The following is a 22787-nucleotide window of genomic DNA, read 5'->3' on the forward strand; positions in this document are numbered from 1 at the left end:
CTACCCCTTGACCGCGCCGGACGTCAGCCCACGCAGGAAATACTTGCCAGCGAATATGTAGACCAGCAGTGTCGGCAGCCCGGCGATCATCGCGGCGGCCATATCAACGTTGTATTCCTTGGCCCCTGTGCTGGTGTTGACCAGGTTGTTGAGGGCCACGGTAATTGGCTGGGCATCGCCGCTGGCGAACACCACGCCGAACAGGAAGTCGTTCCAGATCTGGGTGAATTGCCAGATCAGGCAGACCATGACGATCGGAATCGACATCGGCAGCAGGATCTTCCAGAAGATGGTGAAGAAGCCCGCGCCGTCCAGGCGAGCCGCCTTGACCAGCGCATCTGGAACGCTCACGTAGTAGTTGCGGAAAAACAGCGTGGTGAACGCCAGGCCGTAGACCACGTGCACCAGCACCAGGCCCGTGGTGGTGTTGGCCAGACCGAACTTGCCCAGGGTGAACGACGCCGGCAGCAGCACGGTCTGGAACGGCAGAAAGCAACCGAACAGCAGCAGACCGAAGAACAGTTGCGAACCACGGAAGCGCCACATCGACAGCACGTAGCCGTTCATCGCGCCAATGAAGGTGGAGATCAGCACCGCCGGCACGGTGATCTTCACCGAGTTCCAGAAGTAGCCGCCGACCACGTCCCAGGCCTTGATCCAGCCGATGCCGTCGATCACCGCCGGCCAGCTCAACAGGTTGCCGGTGCGGATGTCTTCCGGGGTCTTGAAGCTGGTGAGCAGCATCACCACCAGCGGGATCAGGTACACCGCCGCCGCCAGCAGCAGCGTGGTGTAGATGGCGATGCGGCTGAGGCTCAGCGCCGGTTTGCCGAGTTGATCAGTCATGGCGTTTGCCTCGCAGCTCGGAATACAGGTACGGCACGAGGATGGTCAGCACGGCACCGAGCATCAGCATGGCGCTGGCCGATCCGATGCCCATCTGGCCACGGCTGAAGGTGAAGGAATACATGAACATCGCCGGCAGGTCGGACGAGTAGCCCGGGCCGCCCGCCGTCATCGCTGCCACCAGGTCGAAACTCTTGATCGCGATGTGCGCGAGGATCATGAAGGCACTGAAGAACACTGGGCGCAGGCTCGGCAACACGATCTTCAGGTAGATGGTCGGCAGGCTCGCCCCGTCGACTTGCGCGGCGCGGATGATCGACTGGTCGACACCGCGCAGGCCGGCGAGGAACATCGCCATGACGAAGCCCGAGGCTTGCCACACGGCCGCGATCACCAGGCAGTAGACCACGCGATCCTGATCCACCAGCCAGTCGAGGCGAAAGCCTTCCCAGCCCCAGTCACGCAGCATCTTGTCCAGGCCCAGGCCCGGGTTGAGCAGCCATTTCCAGGCGGTACCGGTGACGATCATCGAGAGCGCCATCGGGTACAGGTAAACGGTGCGAATGAAGCCTTCCTTGCGAATGCGCTGGTCCAGCAGCACCGCGAGGAACACGCCGAGGATCAGGCTGATGCCGATGAACATGCCGCCGAAGACCGCAAGGTTCTTGCTCGCGACCCACCAGCGGTCGTTGTCCATCAGACGCATGTATTGCTGCAGGCCGACCCACTTGTAGCTCGGCATGAAGCTGGAATTGGTGAAGGACAGAATGAACGTCCAGATGATGTAACCGTAGAAACCAACCAACACGATGACCATGCTCGGCGCCAGTACCAACTTGGGTAACCAGCGCTGCAACGCATCGAACGGTGAGGCTTTGCTGAAAACCGCCACAGAGCTCATCGGGATAATCCAGAGAAGAGAAAATAATCGCCACACCGATCCAGTGTGGGAGCAGGCTTGCTCGCGAAAGCGGAGTGTCAGTCAACACATGTGTTGAAGTTGGAACCGCTTTCGCGAGCAAGCCCGCTCCCACATTTGGGTGGGGTATGTCAGGGATTACTGCGCCGCCTTGACCGCCGAAGCCAATTGCGCGCTGGCCTTGGCCGGGTCGGCGTCCTTGTCGTTCATGAAGTTGGTGACCACGTCGAAGATCGCGCCCTGTACGGCCAGGGAAGTGGCCATGTTGTGCGCCATGCTCGGTTGCAGGCCGCCGGTCTTGTCGTCTGCCAGGAAGTCCTTGGCGGCGGTTTGCGCGCAGGAGTCGAAGCCCAGCTTGTCCATCTCGTTCAGCATGTCGGTGCGGACCGGGATCGAGCCTTTGTTGATGCTGAAGACTTTCTGGAAGTCGGTGCCCAACGCGACCTTGGCCAGGTCCTGTTGTGCGGCGATGTCACCCTTGCGATCGGCCTTGAGCTTGAACACCGCCAGGGAATCGATGTTGTAGGTGAAGGATTTGTCGGTGCCCGGGAACGCGACGCACTGATAGTCCTTGCCGGCGACTTTCTTGGCCGCCGTCCATTCGCTCTTGGCCCAGTCGCCCATCATCTGCATGCCGGCCTTGCCGTTGATCACGTCGGCGGCAGCGATGTTCCAGTCACGACCGGCACGGTTGGGGTCCATGTAGGTGGTGATTTTCTTCAGCTCGGTGAACGCCTTGGTCATGTCGGCGCCGGCCAGGGTTTTCTGGTCCAGGTCCACCAGGGCTTTCTTGTAACCGTCGGCGCCCATGACCGAGAGCACCACGTCTTCGAACACGGTGCTGTCCTGCCACGGCTGGCCCCCATGGGCGAGCGCGATGAAGCCGGCAGCTTTGAGCTTGTCACCGGCGGCATAGAATTCTTCGAGGGTGGTCGGGGCTTTTTCGATCCCGGCTTTCTTGAACACTTGCGGGTTGATCCACAGCCAGTTGACGCGGTGGATGTTCACCGGCACGGCCACGTAGTCGCCTTCGTACTTGACGGTGTCGGAGACTTTCTTCGACAGCAGGCCGTCCCAGTTTTCCGCCTTGGCGACGTCCTTCAGGGTGTCGGTGCTGAGCAGGCCGGTGCTGCCCCACTCCTGGATGTCCGGGCCCTTGATCTGGGCAACGCCTGGCGGGTTACCGGCCACGGCGCGGCTCTTGAGAACGGTCATGGCCGTGGAGCCGCCGCCGCCTGCGACGGCGCCGTCCTTCCAGGTGAAACCGTCTTTTTCGACTTGAGCCTTGAGCACATCGACCGCTGCCTTTTCGCCACCGGACGTCCACCAGTGAACGACTTCCACGGAACCTTTGGAAGCGTCGGCAAGGGCACTGAGGGGAAACAGGGAGGCGATGGAAATGACAGTAGCGAGGCGAGAAATCGCATTCATCTGGAAGTACCTTTCTTGTTGTTATGCATTGCAAGTCTGGTGCTTGCGCTGCATGGGATTTTAAACAGGCGCGATCCCCTCGCAGGTAACGAAGGGACGCGTGAATGTCACCGCATGGTTACATGGAAATGCTCTGGGACAACCCGGCCAGGGCACTGGCCATGCTCGGCGCCAGCGGCAGGCGCGGAATCAGCACGGCTTGCCAGGCATGATACAGATCGGGTTTGCCGCCCCAGATATCGGCGCTGGGCCGGTTTTGCGGGTTGAGTTCATGGTGCCAGCTGCCGTCTTCGCGATCGATGAAATACTGCTCGCAAAAGTCCCAGAAACGTCGGTACCAGGTCTCGTACTGCGCCTCGCCCGTGCGTTTGAACAAGGCACTGGCGGCGGCGCTGGCTTCACAATGGGTCCAGTGCAGACGGTGACGCACCACCGCCTTGTTGCCCCAGTCCAGGGTGTAGACGATGCCCGGCAGGCCATCGATGCCCCAGCCGTGACGGCAATTATGTTCGAACAGTTGTTGCGCATCGCCTACCAGCCAGCCCGGCGTCAGCATGCCGGCCTGCCCGCGCGCAGCCTCGAGGTGCAGCACCAGCCGCGCCCATTCGAAGCCGTGCCCCGGGGTGGTGCCGTAGGGGCGGAAGCCGTCGGCGGGGTTGTCGCGGTTGTAGTCGCGCAAGGGCTGCCAGTCGCGGTCGAAATGCTCGACCACCAAATAATCGTTGGCGGCCGCGTGACCATGAATCACCCGCTCGACAATGCGTTGCGCGCGATTCAACCAGCGGGTGTCGCCGGTGACATCGGCCAACGCGAGAAACGCTTCGGTGGCGTGCATGTTGCTGTTGGCGCCGCGATACGCTTCTTCGTCACGCCAGTCGCGACTGAAAGACTCGCGCATGGCGCCTTCTTCCTCGCTCCAGAAATGCGTGTCGATGATGTTGATGGCGTCATCGAGCAAAGCCTGGGCGCCGGGGCGCTGCGCGACCACGGCGGAGCTGGCGGCCAGGGCCACGAACGCATGCAGGTAAGCGGCCTTGCCGGTGTTGCCATCGAGGTGATGAGCGCTGGCGAACCAGCCGCCGTGCGCGGCATCCCGCAACGGGCCGCTGAGGGATTTCACGCCGTGATCGACCAGTTCGGCAAACCCCGGCAGGCCCTGGATATGCGCCATGGCAAAGCTGTGGGTCATGCGCGCGGTGTTCATGGTTTCGGCCTGGGCACCGACGGGCAGCCGGCCCTTTTCATCCAGGTTGCCAAAACCGTCGGCCAGCTTCGAAGCCTTGGCGAAGCCCAGCAGACGCAGGCCTTCGGCGGCGAGCCATTGTTGATGAGCCGGAGTCTCCAGCCAATTGCCGGGAGCAGGTGCAGAGGTGTGCATGGGCGGCCTTTCTTGTTGTTATGACTGGAGGGCAGTCTAAACAACGGGCGCCGGCGGGCTTGTAACGAAGGGGGTGGGTTATGTCACTGGGTGGTGACATTCAGCTTGATGGATGTGTTGACTAGGCTGACGCCATCGTCGGAATGCCGCCCAGACCAAGCCCGCTCCTACAGGTTTTTGTGGTGCTCACAGATGTTGTGATCCACACAGGACCCTGTGGGAGCGGGCTTGCTCGCGATAGGGGCGACTCGGTCTTGCTATTCAGCGCTGCGAGGCAACTGCAACGTCACTCGCAACCCACCCTCACGCAGATTCTGCAGGCTGACCTCACCGCCATGGCTATGGGCAATGTTGCGGGCGATGCCCAGGCCCAGGCCATAACCCTGCTGTTGCCCGGCCAGGCGGAAGTGCGGTTCGAACACCTGTTCCAGCCGTTGCTCCGGCACGCCAGGCCCTTCGTCATCGACGTGCAGGACAAAGGCGTTCTCGTCGTCGTCGATGTGCAGATGCGCGTTCTGCCCATACTTCAAGGCGTTGTCGATCAGGTTGCCGATGCAGCGCTTGAGCGCCAGGGGCTTGCCGGGATACGCCGCCAGCGCCCGACCATCCTGGGTGACGCGGCCGTTGCCGTGCGGTGCCAGGTAGGGTTCCACCAGGCAGTCGAGCACGTGATTGAGGTCCACCGGCTCGATGTTTTCGTGGATGTCGGTGTCTTTCACGCATTGCAGCGCGCCTTTGACCAGCAACTCCAGTTCATCCAGATCACGACCGAACTTGGCTTGCAGCTTCTCGTCTTCGAGCAGCTCGACGCGCAGGCGCAAGCGGGTGATCGGCGTGCGCAGGTCGTGGGAAATCGCGCTGAACAATTGGCTGCGTTCGGTGAGGTAACGGCTGATGCGCTCGCGCATGGCGTTGAACGCACGGCCGACTTCCACCACCTCACTGCCGCCGCCCTGCGCCACCGGCTCGACGTCCGCCCCCAGCGACATTTCCCGCGCCGCCCGCGCCAGGCGCTTGAGCGGACGGCTTTGCCAATGCACCAGCAGGCCGATGAACAGTAGGAGAAAGCCGCTGGTGAGGACAATGAACCACACTTGCTGCGCCGGCAGGCCCTGTTCTTCCAAACTGGTGTAGGGCTCGGGCAACAGCGAGGCGATGTAGAGCCATTCGCCCGGCGCCATCTGGATCTGCGTGACCAGCACTGGTGGGTTCACCGGCTCCAGGGTCAGCGCATAGTGCGCCCAGGAGCGCGGCAACTCGTCGAGCTTCAGACCGCCATTGAAGATGCGCAAATCCTCGGGGCTGACGAACGACACCGAGATGTCCGTGTCCTGCCCCAGGGATTGGCGCAACACGCCATCCACAGCCTTCATCACCGCCAGCTTGCGCGGCGTGATCGGCAGCACTTCCATGCCCAGGGGCTTGTCGTTGAGGGTCACCACGAACCGCGTGCCACCCATGCTGCGCAACTGGTCGAGCACCAGCGGGCGGTAGGCCACCGGCAACGAGCGCAGGTAACTGACGCTGGCCGTCATCGAATGCGCCAGGCTGCGGGCACTGGTGACCAGGCCTTCGAGCTGCGTGGCGCGCAGTTGCGAGACCCAGATCACGCTCGACAACGCCTGGGCGAACAGCACCGCCAGCAGCGTCAGCAATAACATCCGTCCGAGCAGCGAGCGTGGGACCGGCACCTTGCTGGCAAGCTTGCGGAAAAACTCAGTGACCATTGCCGGCAACCACGTTGGCCGCCAGCTGGTAGCCACTGCCGCGCACGGTGCGGATCAGCCGTGGCGGTTTTTCGGTATCGCGCAGGCGTTGGCGCAAACGGCTGACCGCCATGTCGACGATGCGATCCAGCGGCATCAGGTCGCGACCCCGGGTGGCATTGCCGATGGTGTCGCGGTCGAGGATTTCCTGGGGATGATCGAGGAACAGTTTCAGCAAGGCGAAATCGGCGCCGGAGAGAATCACTTCCTCGCCGTCGGTGTGAAACAGCCGATGACTGACCATGTCCAGTCGCCAGTCGTCGAAGGCCAGCACTTCGCCGCCGGAGCGTTCCTGGCCGAACTGCGCGCGACGCAACAAGGCCTTGATGCGCGCCTGCAATTCACGGGGGCTGAAGGGTTTGCCCAGGTAATCGTCGGCGCCCAACTCCAGACCGATGACCCGGTCGGCTTCATCGGAGCTGGCGGTGAGCATGATGATCGGCACCTGCGCCTGGCGCGGGTGCTGGCGTACCCAGCGGCAGAGGCTGAAGCCGTCCTCGTCGGGCAGCATCACATCGAGGATCACCAGATCACTCGGCGCCTCGTTCAAGGCCTGGCGAAAACCGGCGCCGTCGGGCGTGGTCCGTACCTGGAACCCGGCACGGGTCAGGTAGGTGTCCAGCAACTCGCGTATCTCTTGATCGTCATCGACCAACAATATCGACTTGTTGACTGAGCTCACGGCGCGGCGTCCTTGTGGTTTGAATTGGGGCGGATTATGCCTCAAGCGCTGGAGATGCAAACACCACATGATCCATGTGGGAGCGGGCTTGCTCGCGAATGCGGTGTGTCAGCCGACACAACGTTTAATGACGCACCGCATTCGCGAGCAAGCCCGCTCCCACAGTTGATCGCATTTCAACTCAGGATTGATCGAGCGCCACACCCGCGCCCACCAGCCCGGAATACGGCGCGGTTACCAGCCACACCGGGATGCCCTTGAAGTAATCGCTCATGCAGCCCTTGTCGGCAAAGCAGCGGGCGAAACCGCTTTCGAGGAAGAAATCGGCAAACCGTGGAATGACCCCGCCGACGATGAACACACCGCCGCGCCCGCCCGTGGTCAGCACGTTGTTGCCCGCCACGCGGCCCAGCCAGCAGCAGAATTGTTCCAGCACTTCCAGGGCGACCGGGTCGCCTGCCAGGCCAGCGGCCGTGATCGACTCCGGCGTATCCAGCACCGGCTCATGCCCATCCACCGCGCAGATCGCCCGGTAGACGCGCGGCAAGCCACCACCGCTCAGCGCCGTTTCCGCACTGACATGACCGATCTCGTTGAAGATGTGTTGCCACAGCTGAGTTTCCCGCGGGCTGCTCAGGGGCAGATCGACGTGACCGCCCTCCCCCGGCAGCGCGGCAAAACGACCCTGCCCCAGATCCAGCAAGGTGCCGACGCCCAGGCCGGTGCCCGGACCGATCACCACCGCCGGGCGCAACGGCTCCGGCGTGCCCTCGCAGACCACACGGAATTCGCCGGGCTGCAAGCGGGTCATGCCCAGCGCCATCGCCGAGAAGTCGTTGACCAGCAGCAACTGCTCCACTTGCAGGGCCTGGCAGAACGCCTTGCGGCTCAGGCGCCAGTGATTGTTGGTGAACTTGAATTCATCGCCGCTCACCGGGCCGGCCACCGACAGGCACACCGAACCGATCGACCCCGGCTTCAGGCCCAGCCCGCTGAGGTACAGGCTGATCGCCTCCTCGGGGCTGGCATGATCGGCCGTCGGCAGGACCTCGACCGACTCCAGTTGCTGGTTTTTCCACAACGCGAAACGTGCGTTGGTCCCACCGATGTCACCGACCAGAGCCAGTTTCAATTAAGCGTCTCCAGGGCAGAAGTAAAGGCGCTGGCGCCCTGCTCTGCGGAGCTGAACGCCATGCGCATGAAACCGAACAGCTCGCGCCCCGTGCCGATGTTGTTGCCCAGAAGCCCCTTGGCCGGGGTGCGCGCTGCAAATTCCTCGGCGTCCACCTTAAGCTCCAGGGTGCCTTTGACGCCATCGACGCGGATGATATCGCCCTCTTGCACGCGCGCCAAAGCGCCGCCCACATACGCTTCGGGGCTGACGTGAATGGCCGCCGGGATTTTCCCCGAGGCACCGGACATGCGCCCGTCGGTGACCAGCGCCACCTTGAAGCCGCGGTCCTGCAGGACGCCAAGGAACGGCGTCATCTTGTGCAGTTCCGGCATGCCGTTGGAGCGCGGGCCCTGGAAGCGCATCACGGCGACGAAATCCTTTTCCAGCAGACCGGCCTTGAAGGCATCGGCCAGGTCCTGCTGATCCTGGAACACCATGGCCGGGGCTTCGACGATCTGGTTTTCCAGCGCCACGGCGGAGACCTTCATCACCCCACGACCGAGGTTGCCCTCCATCACCCGCAGGCCGCCCTCTGCCGAGAACGCACGGGCCACCGGACGCAGGATGCTTTCGTCGAGACTCTCGGTCACGCCTTCGCGCCAGACCAGTTCGCCGTTGTCGAGGAACGGCTCCTGGGTGTAGCGGCTCAGGCCATGGCCCAACACGGTGTTGACATTCTCGTGGAGCAACCCGGCGTCCAGCAATTCGCGGATCAGGAACGACATGCCGCCCGCTGCCTGGAAATGGTTGATGTCGGCTTTGCCGTTCGGGTAGACGTGGCTCAGGGTCGGCACGACTTCGGAGAGGTCGGCCATGTCCTGCCAGGTCAGTTGAATGCCCGCCGCCATGGCGATGGCCGGCATGTGCAGGGTGTGGTTGGTCGAACCGCCAGTGGCGTGCAGAGCGACGATGGAGTTGACCAGCGAACGCTCGTCGACGATTTCGCCGATGGGCATGAAGCTGCCGTTCTGCTGGGTCAGGCGCGTGACCTGATGCGCCGCTTCGCGGGTCAGGGCGTCGCGCAGGGGTGTGTTCGGGTTGACGAAGGAGGCGCCCGGCAAGTGCAGGCCCATGACTTCCATCAGCAACTGGTTGGTGTTGGCGGTGCCGTAGAAGGTGCAGGTGCCGGGGCTGTGGTAGGACTTCATTTCCGATTCGAGCAGCTCTTCACGCGTGGCCTTGCCTTCGGCATAACGCTGGCGCACATCGGCTTTCTGCTTGTTGGAAATCCCCGAGACCATCGGCCCGCCGGGCACGAACACCATCGGCAGGTGACCGAAGCGCAGCGCGCCCATCATCAGGCCCGGCACGATCTTGTCGCAGATGCCAAGCATCAGCGCGCCGTCGAACATGTTGTGGGACAGCGCAACCGCCGTGGACAACGCGATCACTTCGCGGCTCGGCAGGCTGAGTTCCATGCCTGGCTCGCCCTGGGTCACGCCATCGCACATGGCCGGTGTGCCGCCGGCGAACTGACCGACCGAGCCGATCTCGCGCAGGGCCTTCTTGATCAGTTCCGGAAAGACTTCGTACGGCTGGTGCGCCGAGAGCATGTCGTTATATGACGAAACAATTGCGATGTTCGCGGCGTTCATCATCCGCAGGCTGTGCTTGTCCTCACTGCCGCAACCGGCCACGCCATGGGCGAAGTTGGCGCATTGCAGCTTGCCGCGCATCGGGCCGTCGCTGGCGGCACCGCGAATGAGCGCAAGGTAGGCCTCACGGGTGGCACGACTGCGAGCGATAAGCCGTTCGGTGACCTCAAGGACGCGGGGATGCATGTGTAGAACTCCAGGCTAACGGATGTGGCGACCCGATTGTCTATGCTGACCCATTAGCTGACCAAGCACCGGTGTCGATGGAATGACAGACGGTGTTCTTGATCATTCGGACCAGTTGATTCAGGTCACTCGTTGTAGATTGAATAAAATATTGCCACTAAAAAGGCTTGTTTTCTATTTTTTTGCGAATAATCTTGTAATTCCAACAACAAATCGACGGCGGCCCTGTTAATGACTCTTCGAATCGCAATCAATGGTTTTGGCCGCATCGGCCGCAACGTCCTGCGCGCACTGTATACCCAGGGCTACCGCCAGGATTTGCAGATCGTGGCCATCAACGACCTGGGCGACAGCGCGATCAATGCTCACTTGCTCAAGTACGACACCGTTCACGGCACGTTCGACGCCGAGGTCCAGCACGATCAGGAAAGCTTGACCGTCAACGGTGACCGTATTGCGGTCAGCGCCATTCGCAACCCGGCCGATCTGCCCTGGGCTGCGGAAAAAATCGACGTGGTCTTCGAATGCACCGGCCTGTTCACCGACCGGGCCAAGGCCGCCGCGCATATTACGGCCGGTGCGCGCAAAGTCATCATCTCGGCCCCGGCCAAGGGCGCCGACGCCACGGTGGTCTACGGCGTCAACCACGACATCCTGCGCCAGTCCCACCAGGTCATTTCCAACGCGTCGTGCACCACCAACTGCCTGGCCCCGGTGGCCCAGGTGCTGCACCGCGAACTGGGGATCGAAAGCGGCCTGATGACCACGATCCACGCCTACACCAACGACCAGAACCTGACCGACGTCTACCACACCGACCCGTACCGCGCCCGTTCCGCGACCCAGAACATGATCCCGAGCAAGACCGGCGCCGCCGAAGCGGTCGGCCTGGTGCTGCCGGAACTGGCGGGCAAGCTGACCGGCATGGCAGTGCGTGTGCCGGTGATCAACGTGTCGCTGGTGGACCTGACCGTGCAACTGAAAAAGGAAGCTAGCGCAGAGGAGGTCAACGAGTTGCTCAAGCAGGCCAGCCAGCACTCGAAAATCCTCGGGTACAACACCCTGCCGCTGGTCTCCAGCGACTTCAACCACAACCCGTTGTCGTCGATTTTCGACGCCAATCACACCAAGGCCAACGGCAAGCTGCTCAAGGTCTTGGCCTGGTACGACAACGAATGGGGCTTCTCCAACCGCATGCTCGATAACTGCCTGGCGTTGTGCAACGCCGAGTAACGCACGCCCCGGGATGGACATTTCGGGTGGATGCAAAGGTTGTGTTCAGCCCCGCCAACTGTGGGAGCGGGCTTGCTCGCGAAGACGGTTTTCCAGCCGACAACGTTGTCGCCTGACCCTACGCTTTCGCGGGCAAGCCCGCTCCCAAAGGGATTTTCGGTGGCTGCAAAGCGGGCATTCATCCGCTCCCACGGATTTTTCGACAGCATTACACGACGAGCGACAATCAACACTTGACCACATGCGTAGATGATAAGCATTATCATCTGATCGAAATGGATCAGGTCTTCCCGTGAGTCAATCGCGCTTCAATCACGTCTTCCTCGCCCAGCGGGTCTCGCTGCTGCGCACATTGGAGCGGATGGTCAACAATCACAGCACTGCCGAAGACCTGTTGCAGGAAACCTACCTGCGCGTGACCCGGGCCCTCAGCGAGCGGGCCATCGATCACCTGGAACCCTTCGTTTTCCAGACCGCCCGTAACCTGGCGCTGGACCACCTGCGGGCGCGACGCATCCAGTCGCGCACGATGCTCGACGACGTACCGCCGGACGTGGTGGAAAGCGTCGCCGCGCCGGCCAGCAGTGCCGAGGACGCCGCCCATGCCAAACAATTGCTGGAGCGTTTGAACGTGAGCCTCAGTCAACTCAGCGACCGGCAACAGCAGATCTTCATCCTCAGCCGCTTGCATGGGCACAGTTATCTGGAGATTGCCGAGAAGCTCGATGTGTCGCTGAGCACCGTGCAGAAGGAGCTGAAACTGATCATGGCCATCTGCGTCGGGGTCGCCGAACGGTTGAACAACGACTGAGAGCCCCGGCTTTGGTACCCTTGGCCACTTCAGAACATAAAACAGCCGTGCTCAGACACTGCGAGGAAACACCGTGACGGACATCCACCAATCGCCTGCTGCCCCTGGGGCGCAGGACCCGACAAGCGCGATGGACCAGGCCCTGGACTGGTTGATCGTGATGGACAGTCCGAGCGCGGAACAAAGCCAGGCGTTCAACGAGTGGCTGCAGGCCTCTGACCTGAATGCCGAAGCCTACGCCAAGGCCCGGGCGATCTGGGAGGGTCCACAGGTGGCGGAGTGCGCACAACACCTGGCGGCGCGGCCAGCGAAAGTCACCGTGCTCGCACGCCTGCGCCCGCACTGGAAACCCCTGGCCACGGCGGCCGTGCTGATCCTCGGCCTGTTCAGTTTCAGCAACCTGCCCATGCGCCTGCAGGCCGACCACCTGACCGTGGTCGGCGAGCGCCAGCGCGTGCAACTGGAGGACGGCTCGAAAGTCCTGCTCAATACCAACTCGGCGTTTTCCAGCACCTTCAACGATCGCCAGCGCGTGGCCCGCCTGTATCAGGGCGAAGCGTTTTTCGAAGTGCCCGCCCATCTCGGCCAGCCGCTGGAAATCGATGCCGGACCGGTCAAGGCCAGCGTGCACGATACCGCCTTCGCGGTGCGCTACCTCGATGGCGTGGCACAGGTGCAGGTGCAGCGCGGCGATGTCGACTTGCGCGCGACCCGTAACGATGCGCGAATCCGCCTGTCTGCCGGGGAAAGCATCCGCATCGGCCCCAACGGCTTCGATCGCCCGGCCAAACTCGATGCCGCCACCGAACTGGCCTGGGTCCAGGGCCGACTGGTGTTCGAGAACTGCCCGCTGAATCAGGTGCTGGCCGAACTGCGTCGCTACTACCCCGGCTGGATCATCAACACCAACGAGCAGTTGGCCGACGTCACCGTGACCGGCAATTATCGTCTCGACCAGCCATTGGACGTGGTCCGTTCGCTGGCCCACATCACCTCGGCGCGGCTTCAGGAATTCCCGAAGCTGGTGATCCTGAACTGAATGAGAATTATTTTTACTCGATAGCCGAAGCCCGTACGTCTCGTTATAGCCAATGCAATTGATTCGCATCTACCGATGCCGATCTGCACCTATAACAACCCGTGCGACACGGAGCACTATCGATGTCTTCTCGCCTTACTTGCGCCTCCTCCTCACCGTCCCGCGTGCTTTCCCTGCTGACCGCCGCCATCCTCATGGCTGGCAGTGCGCCGTTGCTCGCGGCGACCGTCGCCGAGCAACCGCCCCGCAACATGGGCGATTACAGCTTTGCCATCGCACAGCAACCGCTGGTCTCGGCCCTCAATGCCTTCACCACGGTCACCGGCTGGCAGGTAGGCTTTTCGGCAGAACTGGCCCAAGGCGTGTCTTCGCCCGGCGTACGCGGCTCGCTGCCGCCGGAAAAAGCTCTGGAGCGCCTGTTGGTGGGGACCAACCTGAGCTATCGCAAACTCGGTAACAACAACATCGTGCTCGAACGTCGCACCAGCGCCGGCGCCCTCAATCTGCAACAGGTGACCATCAGCGCCACCCGTAACGAGCAGAACGTGAACAGCGTACCCAGCACCGTCTCGGTTCAGACCCGCGAAGAGCTGGATCGCAACAACGTCAACAACATCCGCGACCTGGTGCGCTATGAGCCCGGCGTCTCGGTCGGCGGCACCGGCACCCGTGGCGGCATCAGCGGCTACAACATCCGTGGCATCGACGGCAACCGCATCCTGACCCAGGTCGACGGCGTGGAAATCCCCAACGGTTTCTTCAACGGACCTTACGCCAAGAGCCAGCGCAACTATGTCGACCCCGAGATCATCAAGCGTGTGGAAATCCTTCGCGGACCCGCCTCGGTGCTCTACGGCAGCAACGCCATCGGCGGTGCCGTCAGCTACTTCACCCTCGACCCGGATGACATCATCAAGCCAGGCAAGGACGTCGGCGCTCGCCTGAAAACCGGCTACAGCTCGGCCGACGACAGCTGGCTCAAGTCCGCCACCGTCGCCGGGCGTGCCGACCCGTTCGACGGCCTGCTGCACTACAGCCAGCGCGACGGTCATGAAATCGAATCCTACGGCAGTCACAACAGCACCGGCCTGAGCCGCACCGCCGCCAACCCGGAAGACGTGCGGACCTACAACGTGCTGGCCAAGGCCGGCTGGAACTACAACGAAGATGCGCGCCTGGGCCTGGTCTACGAAAAGTACAAGGACGACCGCGACACCGATCAGAAAAGCGCCTACGGCGGCCCGTACTTCCAGGGCGCACCGACCATTCCGTCCAGTGTGCTGCCCGGCGGCATGTACCAGTGGCGCACCGGTAACGACGCCATCAGCCGTGAACGTTTCGGCCTGGAGCACAGCTTCGCCCTCGACAGCCTGCTGGCCGACAACGCCAAGTGGAGCCTCAACTATCAGATCGCCAAGACCGATCAGAGCACCGAAGAGTATTACTACCCCATCACCCGTCGAGTGATCCGCACTCGCGAAACCCTCTACGAAGAAAAGCAGTGGGTGTTCGACGCGCAGCTGGACAAGGCTTTCAGCATTGCCGACACCGACCATCTGCTGACCTACGGCACCACCCTCAAACAACAGAAAGTCACCGGGTCGCGCAGCGGCAGCGGCACCTGCCTCGCGGTGGGCGTGCGCTGCACAGCCGCAGGCGCCATCAGCCCGGCGGATGTGCTGAACAAATCCAGCGACTTCCCCGACCCGACCATCAACACCTACAGCCTGTTCGCCCAGGATCAGATCAGCTGGGACAAATGGACCTTCCTGCCTGGCGTGCGCTATGACTACACCGAGCTCAAGCCCGATATCACCCAGGAGTTCCTCAACACCGTGGCCGCCGACGGTCGGGGCACCGTCAGCAACAAGAAAAAAACCTGGAACCGCGTCTCGCCGAAATTCGGCCTGACCTACGCCCTGACTGATGAGTACACCTGGTTCGGCCAGTACGCCGAAGGCTTCCGCACCCCGACCGCCAAGGCGTTGTACGGACGGTACGACAACACCACCGCCGGCTACAGCGTGCAACCCAACCCGGACCTCGAGCCGGAAACCAGCAAAGGCATCGAAACCGGGCTGCGTGGCAACTTCGAATCGGGTTCGTTCGAGGTCGCGGTGTTCTATAACAAGTACCGCGACTTCATCGAGGAAGACGCCGTCACCCCCGGCTATACCGACCTGACCTTCCGCAGTGCCAACATCAAGCACGCGACCATCAAGGGCACCGAGCTCAAGGGCCGCCTGAACCTCGACGCGTTCGGTGCACCACAGGGCCTCTACACCCAGGGCTCGGTGAGCTACCTCTACGGCCGCAACAACGACACCGGCGAGCCGATCAACAGCGTCAACCCGCTGACCGGCGTCTTCGGCCTGGGCTACGACGCCGACCACTACGGCGCCTTGCTCAGCTGGACACTGGTCAAGAACAAGGATCGCGTCGATGACACCCGTTTCAAATCGCCGGACGGCGTCAGCACCCAGTTCAAGACGCCAGGCTATGGGGTGCTCGACCTGACCGGTTTCTACAAAGTCACCGACGACCTCACCCTCAACGCCGGCCTGTACAACCTGACCGACAAAAAATACTGGCAGTGGGATTCCGTGCGCGGGTACGACAACGTCGGCGAAGCCTCGGTGACACAGCCGGCCAACCTCGACCGCCTGACTCAGCCGGGTCGCAACTTCGCGGTCAATCTGGTCTGGGACATCTGATCCTGCACACCTCGCCGTGCGGTTTTATCGAACCGCGCGGTGAGATTTTTTTACGCTCAGGCGTCTTCTTGTTCGTCTCGTTACCAAGCGTCTCTCTTCTTCAAGGATTTCTCATGACCACCCCGGATACCGCTCAACGCCCTGCCCTGCGTTCGCAACGCTTGAACCAGATCACCCACGAGCCCCATAGCAGACTCGACGCCCTGGTCAAAGCCCACGCGCCCTTCGAGACCCCGGCCAATTTCGCCCGCTTCGTGGTCGCGCAGTACCTGTTCCAGTCGGAACTGGTGGCGCTGTACAACGACCCGGAACTGGTGGCGCTGGTCGGCGACCTGCCCGCGCGTTGCCGCGCCGAGGCGGCCAAGGCCGACCTGGCGGACCTCGACACCGAAGTGCCAGCACCGGTCGCCGGTGCGGTGAACAACCCGAGCAAGGCCGAGGCACTGGGTTGGCTCTTCGTCTCCGAAGGCTCGAAACTGGGCGCGGCATTCCTGATCAAGCGCGCCGTGGGCCTTGGCCTGAGCGAAACCTTCGGCGCCCGCCACCTCGGCGAACCGGCCGGCGGTCGTGCGCAAGGCTGGAAAACCTTCGTCAAGACCCTGGATGAGCTGGAGCTCAGCGCCAACGAAGAAGCCGAACTGGACAAAGGCGCCATCGACGCGTTCAACCGCTTCACCGTATTGTTGGAACAGGCTTACGCCACCGAACTTGCCTGAACCACCTCCCTGTAGGAGCGAGCATGTCGAGGCGTCGAACCGTCGCGATGGTCGTCAACTATAACGCTGGGCATCTGACACCCCATGGCGGTATTGAGACCATCGCGACGGTTCGACGCCTCGACATGCTCGCTCCTACAGGTATCGAGTCTGAGCACTAATGCCCACACCCTCCAAAATCTCCCGCCTCCTCTACGGCGCCCTCGCCTACACCAGCCTCGCCATCGGCCTGATCGCGATTGTCGTGCCCGGCCTGCCGACCACCGAATTCATCTTGCTGGCCGCCTGGGCCGCCACCCGAAGTTCACCGCGCCTGAGTGCCTGGCTGGAAAACCATCGGTTGTTCGGCCCCATCCTGCGTAACTGGCGCAATGGCAAGATCATCGCGCGTCGCGCCAAGGTCAGCGCCACCCTGAGCATGCTGCTGTGCGCCGGTTTGATGCTGGTCATGCTCGACCATGGCTGGCCGATCTACCTCGCCATCGCCGGCATCGGCCTGGGCAACCTGTGGATCTGGTCGCGGCCGGAATCCTTGCCGCAAGCCTGCTGAACACCGCCGTGTGGCGTCATGACCAATCACCGCCGCTGCTTTTTCCACCGAAAGCACACCGCGTTTTTTCCCGTTTTTACTGTCATTTTCGGCAGTATTTTTCGCGCAAACGTTTAACCGCGACCGTCCGTCGGGGCCACCATCATGCAATTTCGGCCAACGCCGATGAGCAGGGATCAGCGCTGAAGGGATTTGGCGAACAGGGTCGGCGTAGACCCTGCCAACACTTCATTGCCTGCGAGTTCGCCCCATGTTCAACGCCCTGTCCATTCGCCTGAAATTCGTCCTGCTCTCAGGTCTTTGCCTGTTGGGGGTGGTTGCGCTGATCGTTGGCATGAACTTCTACCAGACCGATCAGAACGACGAACTGGTCAGCGCGTCCAGCAGCCGGATGCTCACCGCCAGCGTGCAGGAATTGCTGCAGGCCAAGGCCGCTGAACAGGCGGTTCGGGTCCAGAAGACGTTCGGCGAAAGCCTGTTGGTGGTCACGGCCCTGGCCGACCAGATCAAGGACATGCGCCACATGGCCGCCAAGCGTTCGCTGCCCGCCGCCGCCCTGCGTGAAGAGTTGAACCAGAGCCTGAAGACCGCCTTCGAACGCAACACCGGCGTGCTGGGTATCTGGTTGGCGTTCGAGCCCAATGGCCTGGATGGCCAGGACAGCGAGTTCGTCAATGACGCCGCTCGACAATCCAACGAAATCGGGCGTTTCGCCACGTATTGGAGCCGTGCCGGCGGCGCAGGCGCCAACACGATCATGGTCGAAGACGACATGACCAAGACCACGCAGAACATCAACGGCACGCCCTACAACAGCTGGTACACCTGCCCTCGCGACAACCGGCGCACCTGCCTGCTGGACCCCTATGCCGATACGGTCAACGGCAAGGAAATGCTGATGACCACCATTTCCCTGCCGCTGCTGGTGGACGGAAAAGCCATTGGTGTCGTCGGTATCGACATCGCCCTCGATGCCCTTCAAGCGGCCGCGGTCGGGTCCCAGCGTGAACTGTTCGACAACGCCGGGCACATGCTCATCGTTTCCGGCAGTGGCGTGCTCGCCGCGTACGGCGCCGACGCGAACAAGGTCGGTAAAAACATCGGCGACACCCTCGGCGCCGAGGGCAAGGACATCCTGCAACTGCTCGGCGCCGGGGCAGCGAAAACCCTCGAACAGGGTGACCTGATCCGCGCGGTGTACCCGGTGAGCCCGATTCCCGACGCCAAGACCTGGGCCGTGGTGATCGGCTTGCCAAAACAGGTGCTGCTGGCCGACTCGGTGAAGTTGCAGGCGGTACTCGATGACGCGCAGCAAAGCGGCACCCTTCAGGCGGTGCTGGTGGCCGTCGTGGCCGGCCTGGTCGGCCTGCTGTTGATCTGGCTGACGGCGTCGGGTGTGACCCGGCCGATCAACAGCGTGGCGCAGATGCTCAAGGCCATCGCCAGCGGCGACGGTGACCTGACCCAGCGCCTGCACTACAGCAAGAAAGATGAGCTGGGTGAACTGGTCGGCTGGTTCAACCGTTTCCTCGACAAACTGCAGCCGACCATTGCGCAGATCAAGCAGAGCATCACCGACGCCCGGGGCACCGCCGACCAGTCTTCGGAGATTGCCCGCCAGACCAGCGAAGGCATGCAGGTGCAGTTCCGTGAAATCGATCAGGTGGCCACCGCGTCCAACGAAATGAGCGCCACCGCCCACGACGTCGCCAACAGTGCCTCCAACGCCGCCAACGCCGCCAAGGGTGCCGACCAGTCCGCCCGCGATGGCCTGTCGATCATCGAGCGCAGCACCCGCGACATCAACCAACTGGCCGACGAAGTCAGCAAGGCGGTGACCGAAGTCGAGGCCCTGGCGGTCAACAGCGAGCAGATCGGCTCGGTGCTGGAAGTCATCCGCAGCATCGCCGAACAGACCAACCTGCTGGCACTCAATGCGGCCATCGAAGCAGCGCGTGCCGGCGAGAGCGGTCGTGGCTTTGCCGTGGTGGCCGATGAAGTGCGCAACCTGGCCAAGCGCACCCAGGACTCGGTGGAGGAAATACGCCTGGTGATCGAACGCATCCAGACCGGCACCCGGGGCGTGGTCGCCACCATGCACTCGAGCCAGACCCAGGCCCACAGCAACGCCGGGCAGATCCAGCAAGCGGTGCAAGCGCTGGGCAAGATCAGCGACGCGGTCACGGTGATCAGCGACATGAACCTGCAAATCGCCAGCGCCGCCGAACAACAGAGCGCCGTGGCCGAAGAGGTCAACCGCAACGTCTCGGCGATCCGCACCGTCACCGAAACCCTGACCGGCCAGGCCACCGAATCGGCGCAGATCAGCAGCCAGCTCAACGCCCTGACCACCCACCAGATGAAGCTGATGGATCAGTTCCGGGTGTAGGCAACACCGACGATCCCTGTGGGAGCGGGCTTGCCCGCGAAAGCGGTTGATCAGGCGATAGAGGTGTTGAAGGTCAGGGCCTCTTCGCGGGCAAGCCCGCTCCTACAGGTTTCATCCAGCGCAATAGCTCTTTTGATCTATGATCGGGCCCTCACACCGGAGGGCCTTCGATGACTGGTTTACTCACGTCCATTCAAGCCGCACTCGGCTTGCCCCGCACCCCGATTGCGTTCACGTCCGAGGGCGCCCTGCCCTCTGCGTTTGCCGTCACCGACCTGGCCAGCGCCAGCATTGCAGCCGCCGCTCAAGCCGTCAGCGAGCTGTTGTGTCAGGAACATGGGCGCCTGCCCCAGGTTGAAGTCGATCGGCGTCTGGCCTCGTTCTGGTTCGCCACCTCGATCCGCCCCACCGGCTGGAGCGTTCCGCCGCTGTGGGACCCGGTTGCCGGCGACTATGCGACCCGGGACGGCTGGATTCGCCTGCACACCAACGCCCCCCATCACCGGGCTGCCGCCGAAAGCGTGCTCGGTGCCTGTGCCGATCGCGCCGCGATGGCAAAACAGGTGGCCGGGTGGAACAAGACCGAACTGGAGCACGCGGTGGTCGCCGCCGGTGGCTGCGCTGCCGAAATGCGCAATTGGGCGCAATGGCAGGCCCATCCCCAGGGCCAGGCCGTGAACAGCGAGCCGCTGATCGCATTCACCGAAGGCAACCGCCAGCCCACCCAACCTTGGCCAGGTTCGGTGGCGCGACCGTTGTCCGGGCTCAAGGTGCTGGACTTGACCCGCGTGCTCGCCGGCCCTGTCGCCAGCCGTTTCCTCGCGGGGCTCGGCGCCGACGTCTTGCGCCTCGACCCGCCGACCTGGAACGAACCGGGCGTGGTCCCTGAAGTCACCCTGGGCAAACGTTGCGCGCGCCTGGACCTGCACGACAAGGCTGATCGCCTGCTGTTCGAAAGCCTGCTCAAGGACACCGACATCCTGCTCCATGGTTACCGTGCCGATGCCCTGCAGCGCCTGGGTTACGGGCCCGCCGAGCGCGAGGCGCTCGCGCCCGGCCTGATCGACGTCTGCCTGAACGCCTACGGCTGGAGCGGCCCGTGGCAGAACCGTCGCGGCTTCGACAGCCTCGTGCAGATGAGCAGCGGTATCGCCGAGGCCGGTCAGCGGTGGCAACAGGCGGACAAGCCCGTGCCCTTGCCGGTCCAGGCACTCGATCATGCAACCGGCTACCTGATGGCGGCTGCGGCGATCACCCTGTTGACCAGGCGCCTGGGCACCGGTCAGGGCGGCACGGCGCGGTTATCCCTGGCGCGCACCGCCAAGTTGTTGATCGAGCACGGCGCAGGCCCCGATCAACCGTTGCGCCCCGAGGACGGATACGATCAGGGACTGGTGGTGGAACAGACCGCGTGGGGCCCGGCGCATCGGTTGCAGGTGCCGCTGAAAATCACTGGCACACCCTTGCAGTGGGCCATCCCCGCCGGAGAACTGGGCGCACATCGCGCGCAGTGGTGGTGACCGCAACTGACCTGTAGGAGCGAGCATGCTCGCGATGGACGTCAACGATAACGCTGGGAATCTGATACCCCGAGGCGTTCTTCCGACCATCGCGAGCATGCTCGCTCCTACAGGAATCCCCAGACCAGCATCAGTCAAAGCGCCAACAACCCACTGTACAAGCCATAGGCCGCCAACCCGGCGCCGATGATCACGCAGGTGAAAATGCCTTTTTCAATGTGGGTGAACAGCGGTTCGCCCTGCTCGTGTTTGGCCTTGGCAAACAGAATCACCCCCGGCGCGTACAGCAGCGCCGACAGCAGCAAATACTTCATCCCGCCGGCATACAACAGCCAGACCGCGTACCCCAGGGCAATGCCGCCGATCATCAGGTCCTTGGTGCGTTCCGCCGACGCATGCTCGTAGGTTTCCCCCCGCCCGCTCAACAACACGGCATAGGCCGCCGACCACAGGTACGGCACCAGGATCATCGAGGATGCGAGGTAGATCAGGCTGGTGTAAGTACCGGCGGAGAACAGCGTGATCAGCAGGAAAATCTGGATCATCACGTTGGTCAGCCACAGCGCATTGACCGGCACATGGTTGGCATTTTCCTTTTTCAGGAACGCCGGCATGGTCTTGTCCTTGGCGGTGGCGAACAGAATCTCGGCGCACAGCAGCGCCCAGGACAACAGCGCGCCCAGCAGCGAAATCGCCAGGCCGACGCTGATCAGCAACGCGCCCCAGGGCCCGACGATGTGTTCCAGTACCGCCGCCAGCGAAGGGTTCTGCAGGTTGGCCAGTTCCGGTTGGCTCATGATGCCCAGCGACAGCACGTTCACCAGCACCAGCAGCGCCAGCACCCCGAGAAAACCGATGACCGTCGCCCGCCCGACATCCGCGCGCTTTTCCGCCCGCGCCGAATACACGCTGGCGCCTTCGATGCCGATGAACACGAACACGGTCACCAGCATCATGTTGCGCACCTGGTCCATCACGCCGCCAAAATTCGGATTGCTGCGCCCCCAGATGTCACGGGTGAAGACCTCGGCCTTGAAGGCGACCGCAGCGATGACGATGAACATGATCAACGGGACGATCTTGGCCACGGTGGTCAGCTGATTGATGAAGGTCGCCTCCTTGATTCCGCGCATCACCAGAAAATGCACGGCCCACAGCAACACCGACGCGCAGCCGATGGCGACGGGCGTGTTGCCCTGGCCAAACACCGGGAAGAAATAGCCCAGGGTGCTGAACAGCAGAACGAAGTAACCGACGTTGCCCAGCCAGGCACTGATCCAGTACCCCCAGGCGGACGAGAAACCCATGTAGTCGCCAAACCCCGCCTTGGCGTAGGCGTAGACCCCGGAATCCAGTTCGGGCTTGCGGTTGGCCAGGGTCTGGAACACGAAGGCCAGGGTCAGCATGCCCACGGCGGTGATCGCCCAGCCGATCAGGATCGCACCGGCATCGGCGCGGGCGGCCATGTTCTGGGGCAGGGAAAAGATCCCCCCGCCAATCATCGAACCCACCACCAGCGCGATCAGCGCGCTCAGGCGGAGCTTTTGCGTCGGTTGCGACATGCCTGCGTCTCCATTTTCCCGATCGAGCCGGGAGATTAACCATGATCGAGAAACCGTCACATGATGGGATTTAACTAAATAGGGACAGGGTAATAACGTTTATTGAATAACGCCAAAGTTCGCCTCTTATTTATAGCCAATGATTCTATAAGCGTTGGCGAAGAGCGTGATTTTGTCGGTTGATTTTTACAAAGCGTTTCAAAATCCAAAAAGCCCGACAAAATTTGCACAAAACGGAAAAAGAACTAGCTTAAAAGTTCGGGTTAAACGCTGTTG

Annotated in this window: 16 protein-coding genes and 2 pseudogenes; 9 read left to right on the forward strand and 9 right to left on the reverse strand. The window is 62.5% G+C overall.

What is annotated here, in order from left to right; all coding sequences use genetic code 11:
• From QIW53_RS05120 to edd, 8 genes are all read right to left on the reverse strand, one after another.
• On the reverse strand, window positions 1–846 hold the full coding sequence (locus tag QIW53_RS05120) for a carbohydrate ABC transporter permease (protein ID WP_371048571.1): 846 nt from the start codon (window positions 844–846) through the stop codon (window positions 1–3).
• Entirely contained in the window at window positions 839–1747 is a 909-nt protein-coding gene (locus QIW53_RS05125) for a carbohydrate ABC transporter permease (protein WP_371048572.1), read from the reverse strand. The genes QIW53_RS05120 and QIW53_RS05125 overlap by 8 nt, the downstream gene beginning before the upstream one ends.
• A gap of 156 nt (window positions 1748–1903) precedes the next feature.
• Window positions 1904–3196, reverse strand: a complete 1293-nt coding sequence (locus QIW53_RS05130) for an ABC transporter substrate-binding protein (protein ID WP_371048573.1) — start codon at window positions 3194–3196, stop codon at window positions 1904–1906.
• 118 nt (window positions 3197–3314) lie between these two features.
• Complete coding sequence (locus tag QIW53_RS05135) at window positions 3315–4574, reverse strand: D-mannose isomerase (RefSeq protein ID WP_371048574.1); 1260 nt, start codon at window positions 4572–4574, stop codon at window positions 3315–3317.
• Window positions 4575–4831: 257 nt separating this feature from the next.
• A complete protein-coding gene (locus QIW53_RS05140; RefSeq protein WP_371048575.1) occupies window positions 4832–6301 on the reverse strand; it encodes an ATP-binding protein in 1470 nt (489 codons plus the stop codon).
• Complete coding sequence (locus QIW53_RS05145; protein ID WP_371048576.1) at window positions 6291–7022, reverse strand: response regulator; 732 nt, start codon at window positions 7020–7022, stop codon at window positions 6291–6293. Before QIW53_RS05145 ends, QIW53_RS05140 begins: the two co-directional genes overlap by 11 nt.
• A gap of 181 nt (window positions 7023–7203) precedes the next feature.
• Window positions 7204–8154, reverse strand: a complete 951-nt coding sequence (locus QIW53_RS05150) for a glucokinase (protein WP_371048577.1) — start codon at window positions 8152–8154, stop codon at window positions 7204–7206.
• Window positions 8151–9977: a phosphogluconate dehydratase gene (gene edd / locus QIW53_RS05155; RefSeq protein ID WP_371048578.1), complete on the reverse strand. Its 1827-nt coding sequence runs from the start codon at window positions 9975–9977 to the stop codon at window positions 8151–8153. Before edd ends, QIW53_RS05150 begins: the two co-directional genes overlap by 4 nt.
• 231 nt (window positions 9978–10208) lie before the next feature.
• Here edd and gap point away from each other — a divergent pair, with 231 nt between their 5' ends.
• The 9 genes and pseudogenes from gap to QIW53_RS05200 all read left to right on the forward strand — a co-directional run bounded on the left by gap (window position 10209) and on the right by QIW53_RS05200 (window position 20949).
• The gene (gap, locus tag QIW53_RS05160) at window positions 10209–11210 is read left to right on the forward strand and encodes a type I glyceraldehyde-3-phosphate dehydrogenase (protein ID WP_371048579.1); all 1002 of its coding nucleotides are present in this window, start codon (window positions 10209–10211) and stop codon (window positions 11208–11210) included.
• 292 nt (window positions 11211–11502) lie between these two features.
• On the forward strand, window positions 11503–12021 hold the full coding sequence (locus QIW53_RS05165; RefSeq protein WP_371048580.1) for an RNA polymerase sigma factor: 519 nt from the start codon (window positions 11503–11505) through the stop codon (window positions 12019–12021).
• A gap of 73 nt (window positions 12022–12094) precedes the next feature.
• The gene (locus QIW53_RS05170) at window positions 12095–13060 is read left to right on the forward strand and encodes a FecR family protein (RefSeq protein WP_371048581.1); all 966 of its coding nucleotides are present in this window, start codon (window positions 12095–12097) and stop codon (window positions 13058–13060) included.
• Between the two features lie 122 nt (window positions 13061–13182).
• Window positions 13183–15774 (forward strand): TonB-dependent receptor, encoded by a 2592-nt coding sequence (locus QIW53_RS05175; protein WP_371048582.1) that lies wholly within the window; start codon window positions 13183–13185, stop codon window positions 15772–15774.
• 113 nt (window positions 15775–15887) lie between these two features.
• On the forward strand, window positions 15888–16490 hold the full coding sequence (locus QIW53_RS05180; RefSeq protein ID WP_371048583.1) for a biliverdin-producing heme oxygenase: 603 nt from the start codon (window positions 15888–15890) through the stop codon (window positions 16488–16490).
• Window positions 16491–16650: 160 nt separating this feature from the next.
• Window positions 16651–17040, forward strand: coding sequence for a YbaN family protein (locus QIW53_RS05185; protein ID WP_371048584.1), 390 nt, complete (start codon window positions 16651–16653; stop codon window positions 17038–17040).
• 523 nt (window positions 17041–17563) lie between these two features.
• Window positions 17564–18571, forward strand: a pseudogene (locus QIW53_RS05190) (PDC sensor domain-containing protein); the annotation flags it as partial.
• Window positions 18572–18904: 333 nt separating this feature from the next.
• A pseudogene (locus QIW53_RS05195) lies at window positions 18905–19429 on the forward strand (methyl-accepting chemotaxis protein); the annotation flags it as partial.
• A gap of 170 nt (window positions 19430–19599) precedes the next feature.
• Entirely contained in the window at window positions 19600–20949 is a 1350-nt protein-coding gene (locus tag QIW53_RS05200) for a CoA transferase (RefSeq protein WP_371048585.1), read from the forward strand.
• A 134-nt stretch (window positions 20950–21083) separates the two neighbouring features.
• Here the strand turns inward: QIW53_RS05200 and arcD are convergent, their stop codons facing one another.
• Window positions 21084–22511: an arginine-ornithine antiporter gene (gene arcD, locus QIW53_RS05205; protein ID WP_371048586.1), complete on the reverse strand. Its 1428-nt coding sequence runs from the start codon at window positions 22509–22511 to the stop codon at window positions 21084–21086.
• Between the last annotated feature and the right edge of the window lie 276 nt (window positions 22512–22787).

Origin of the sequence: Pseudomonas fluorescens (assembly GCF_041354075.1) — a bacterium.
Lineage (GTDB): Bacteria > Pseudomonadota > Gammaproteobacteria > Pseudomonadales > Pseudomonadaceae > Aquipseudomonas > Aquipseudomonas fluorescens_CE.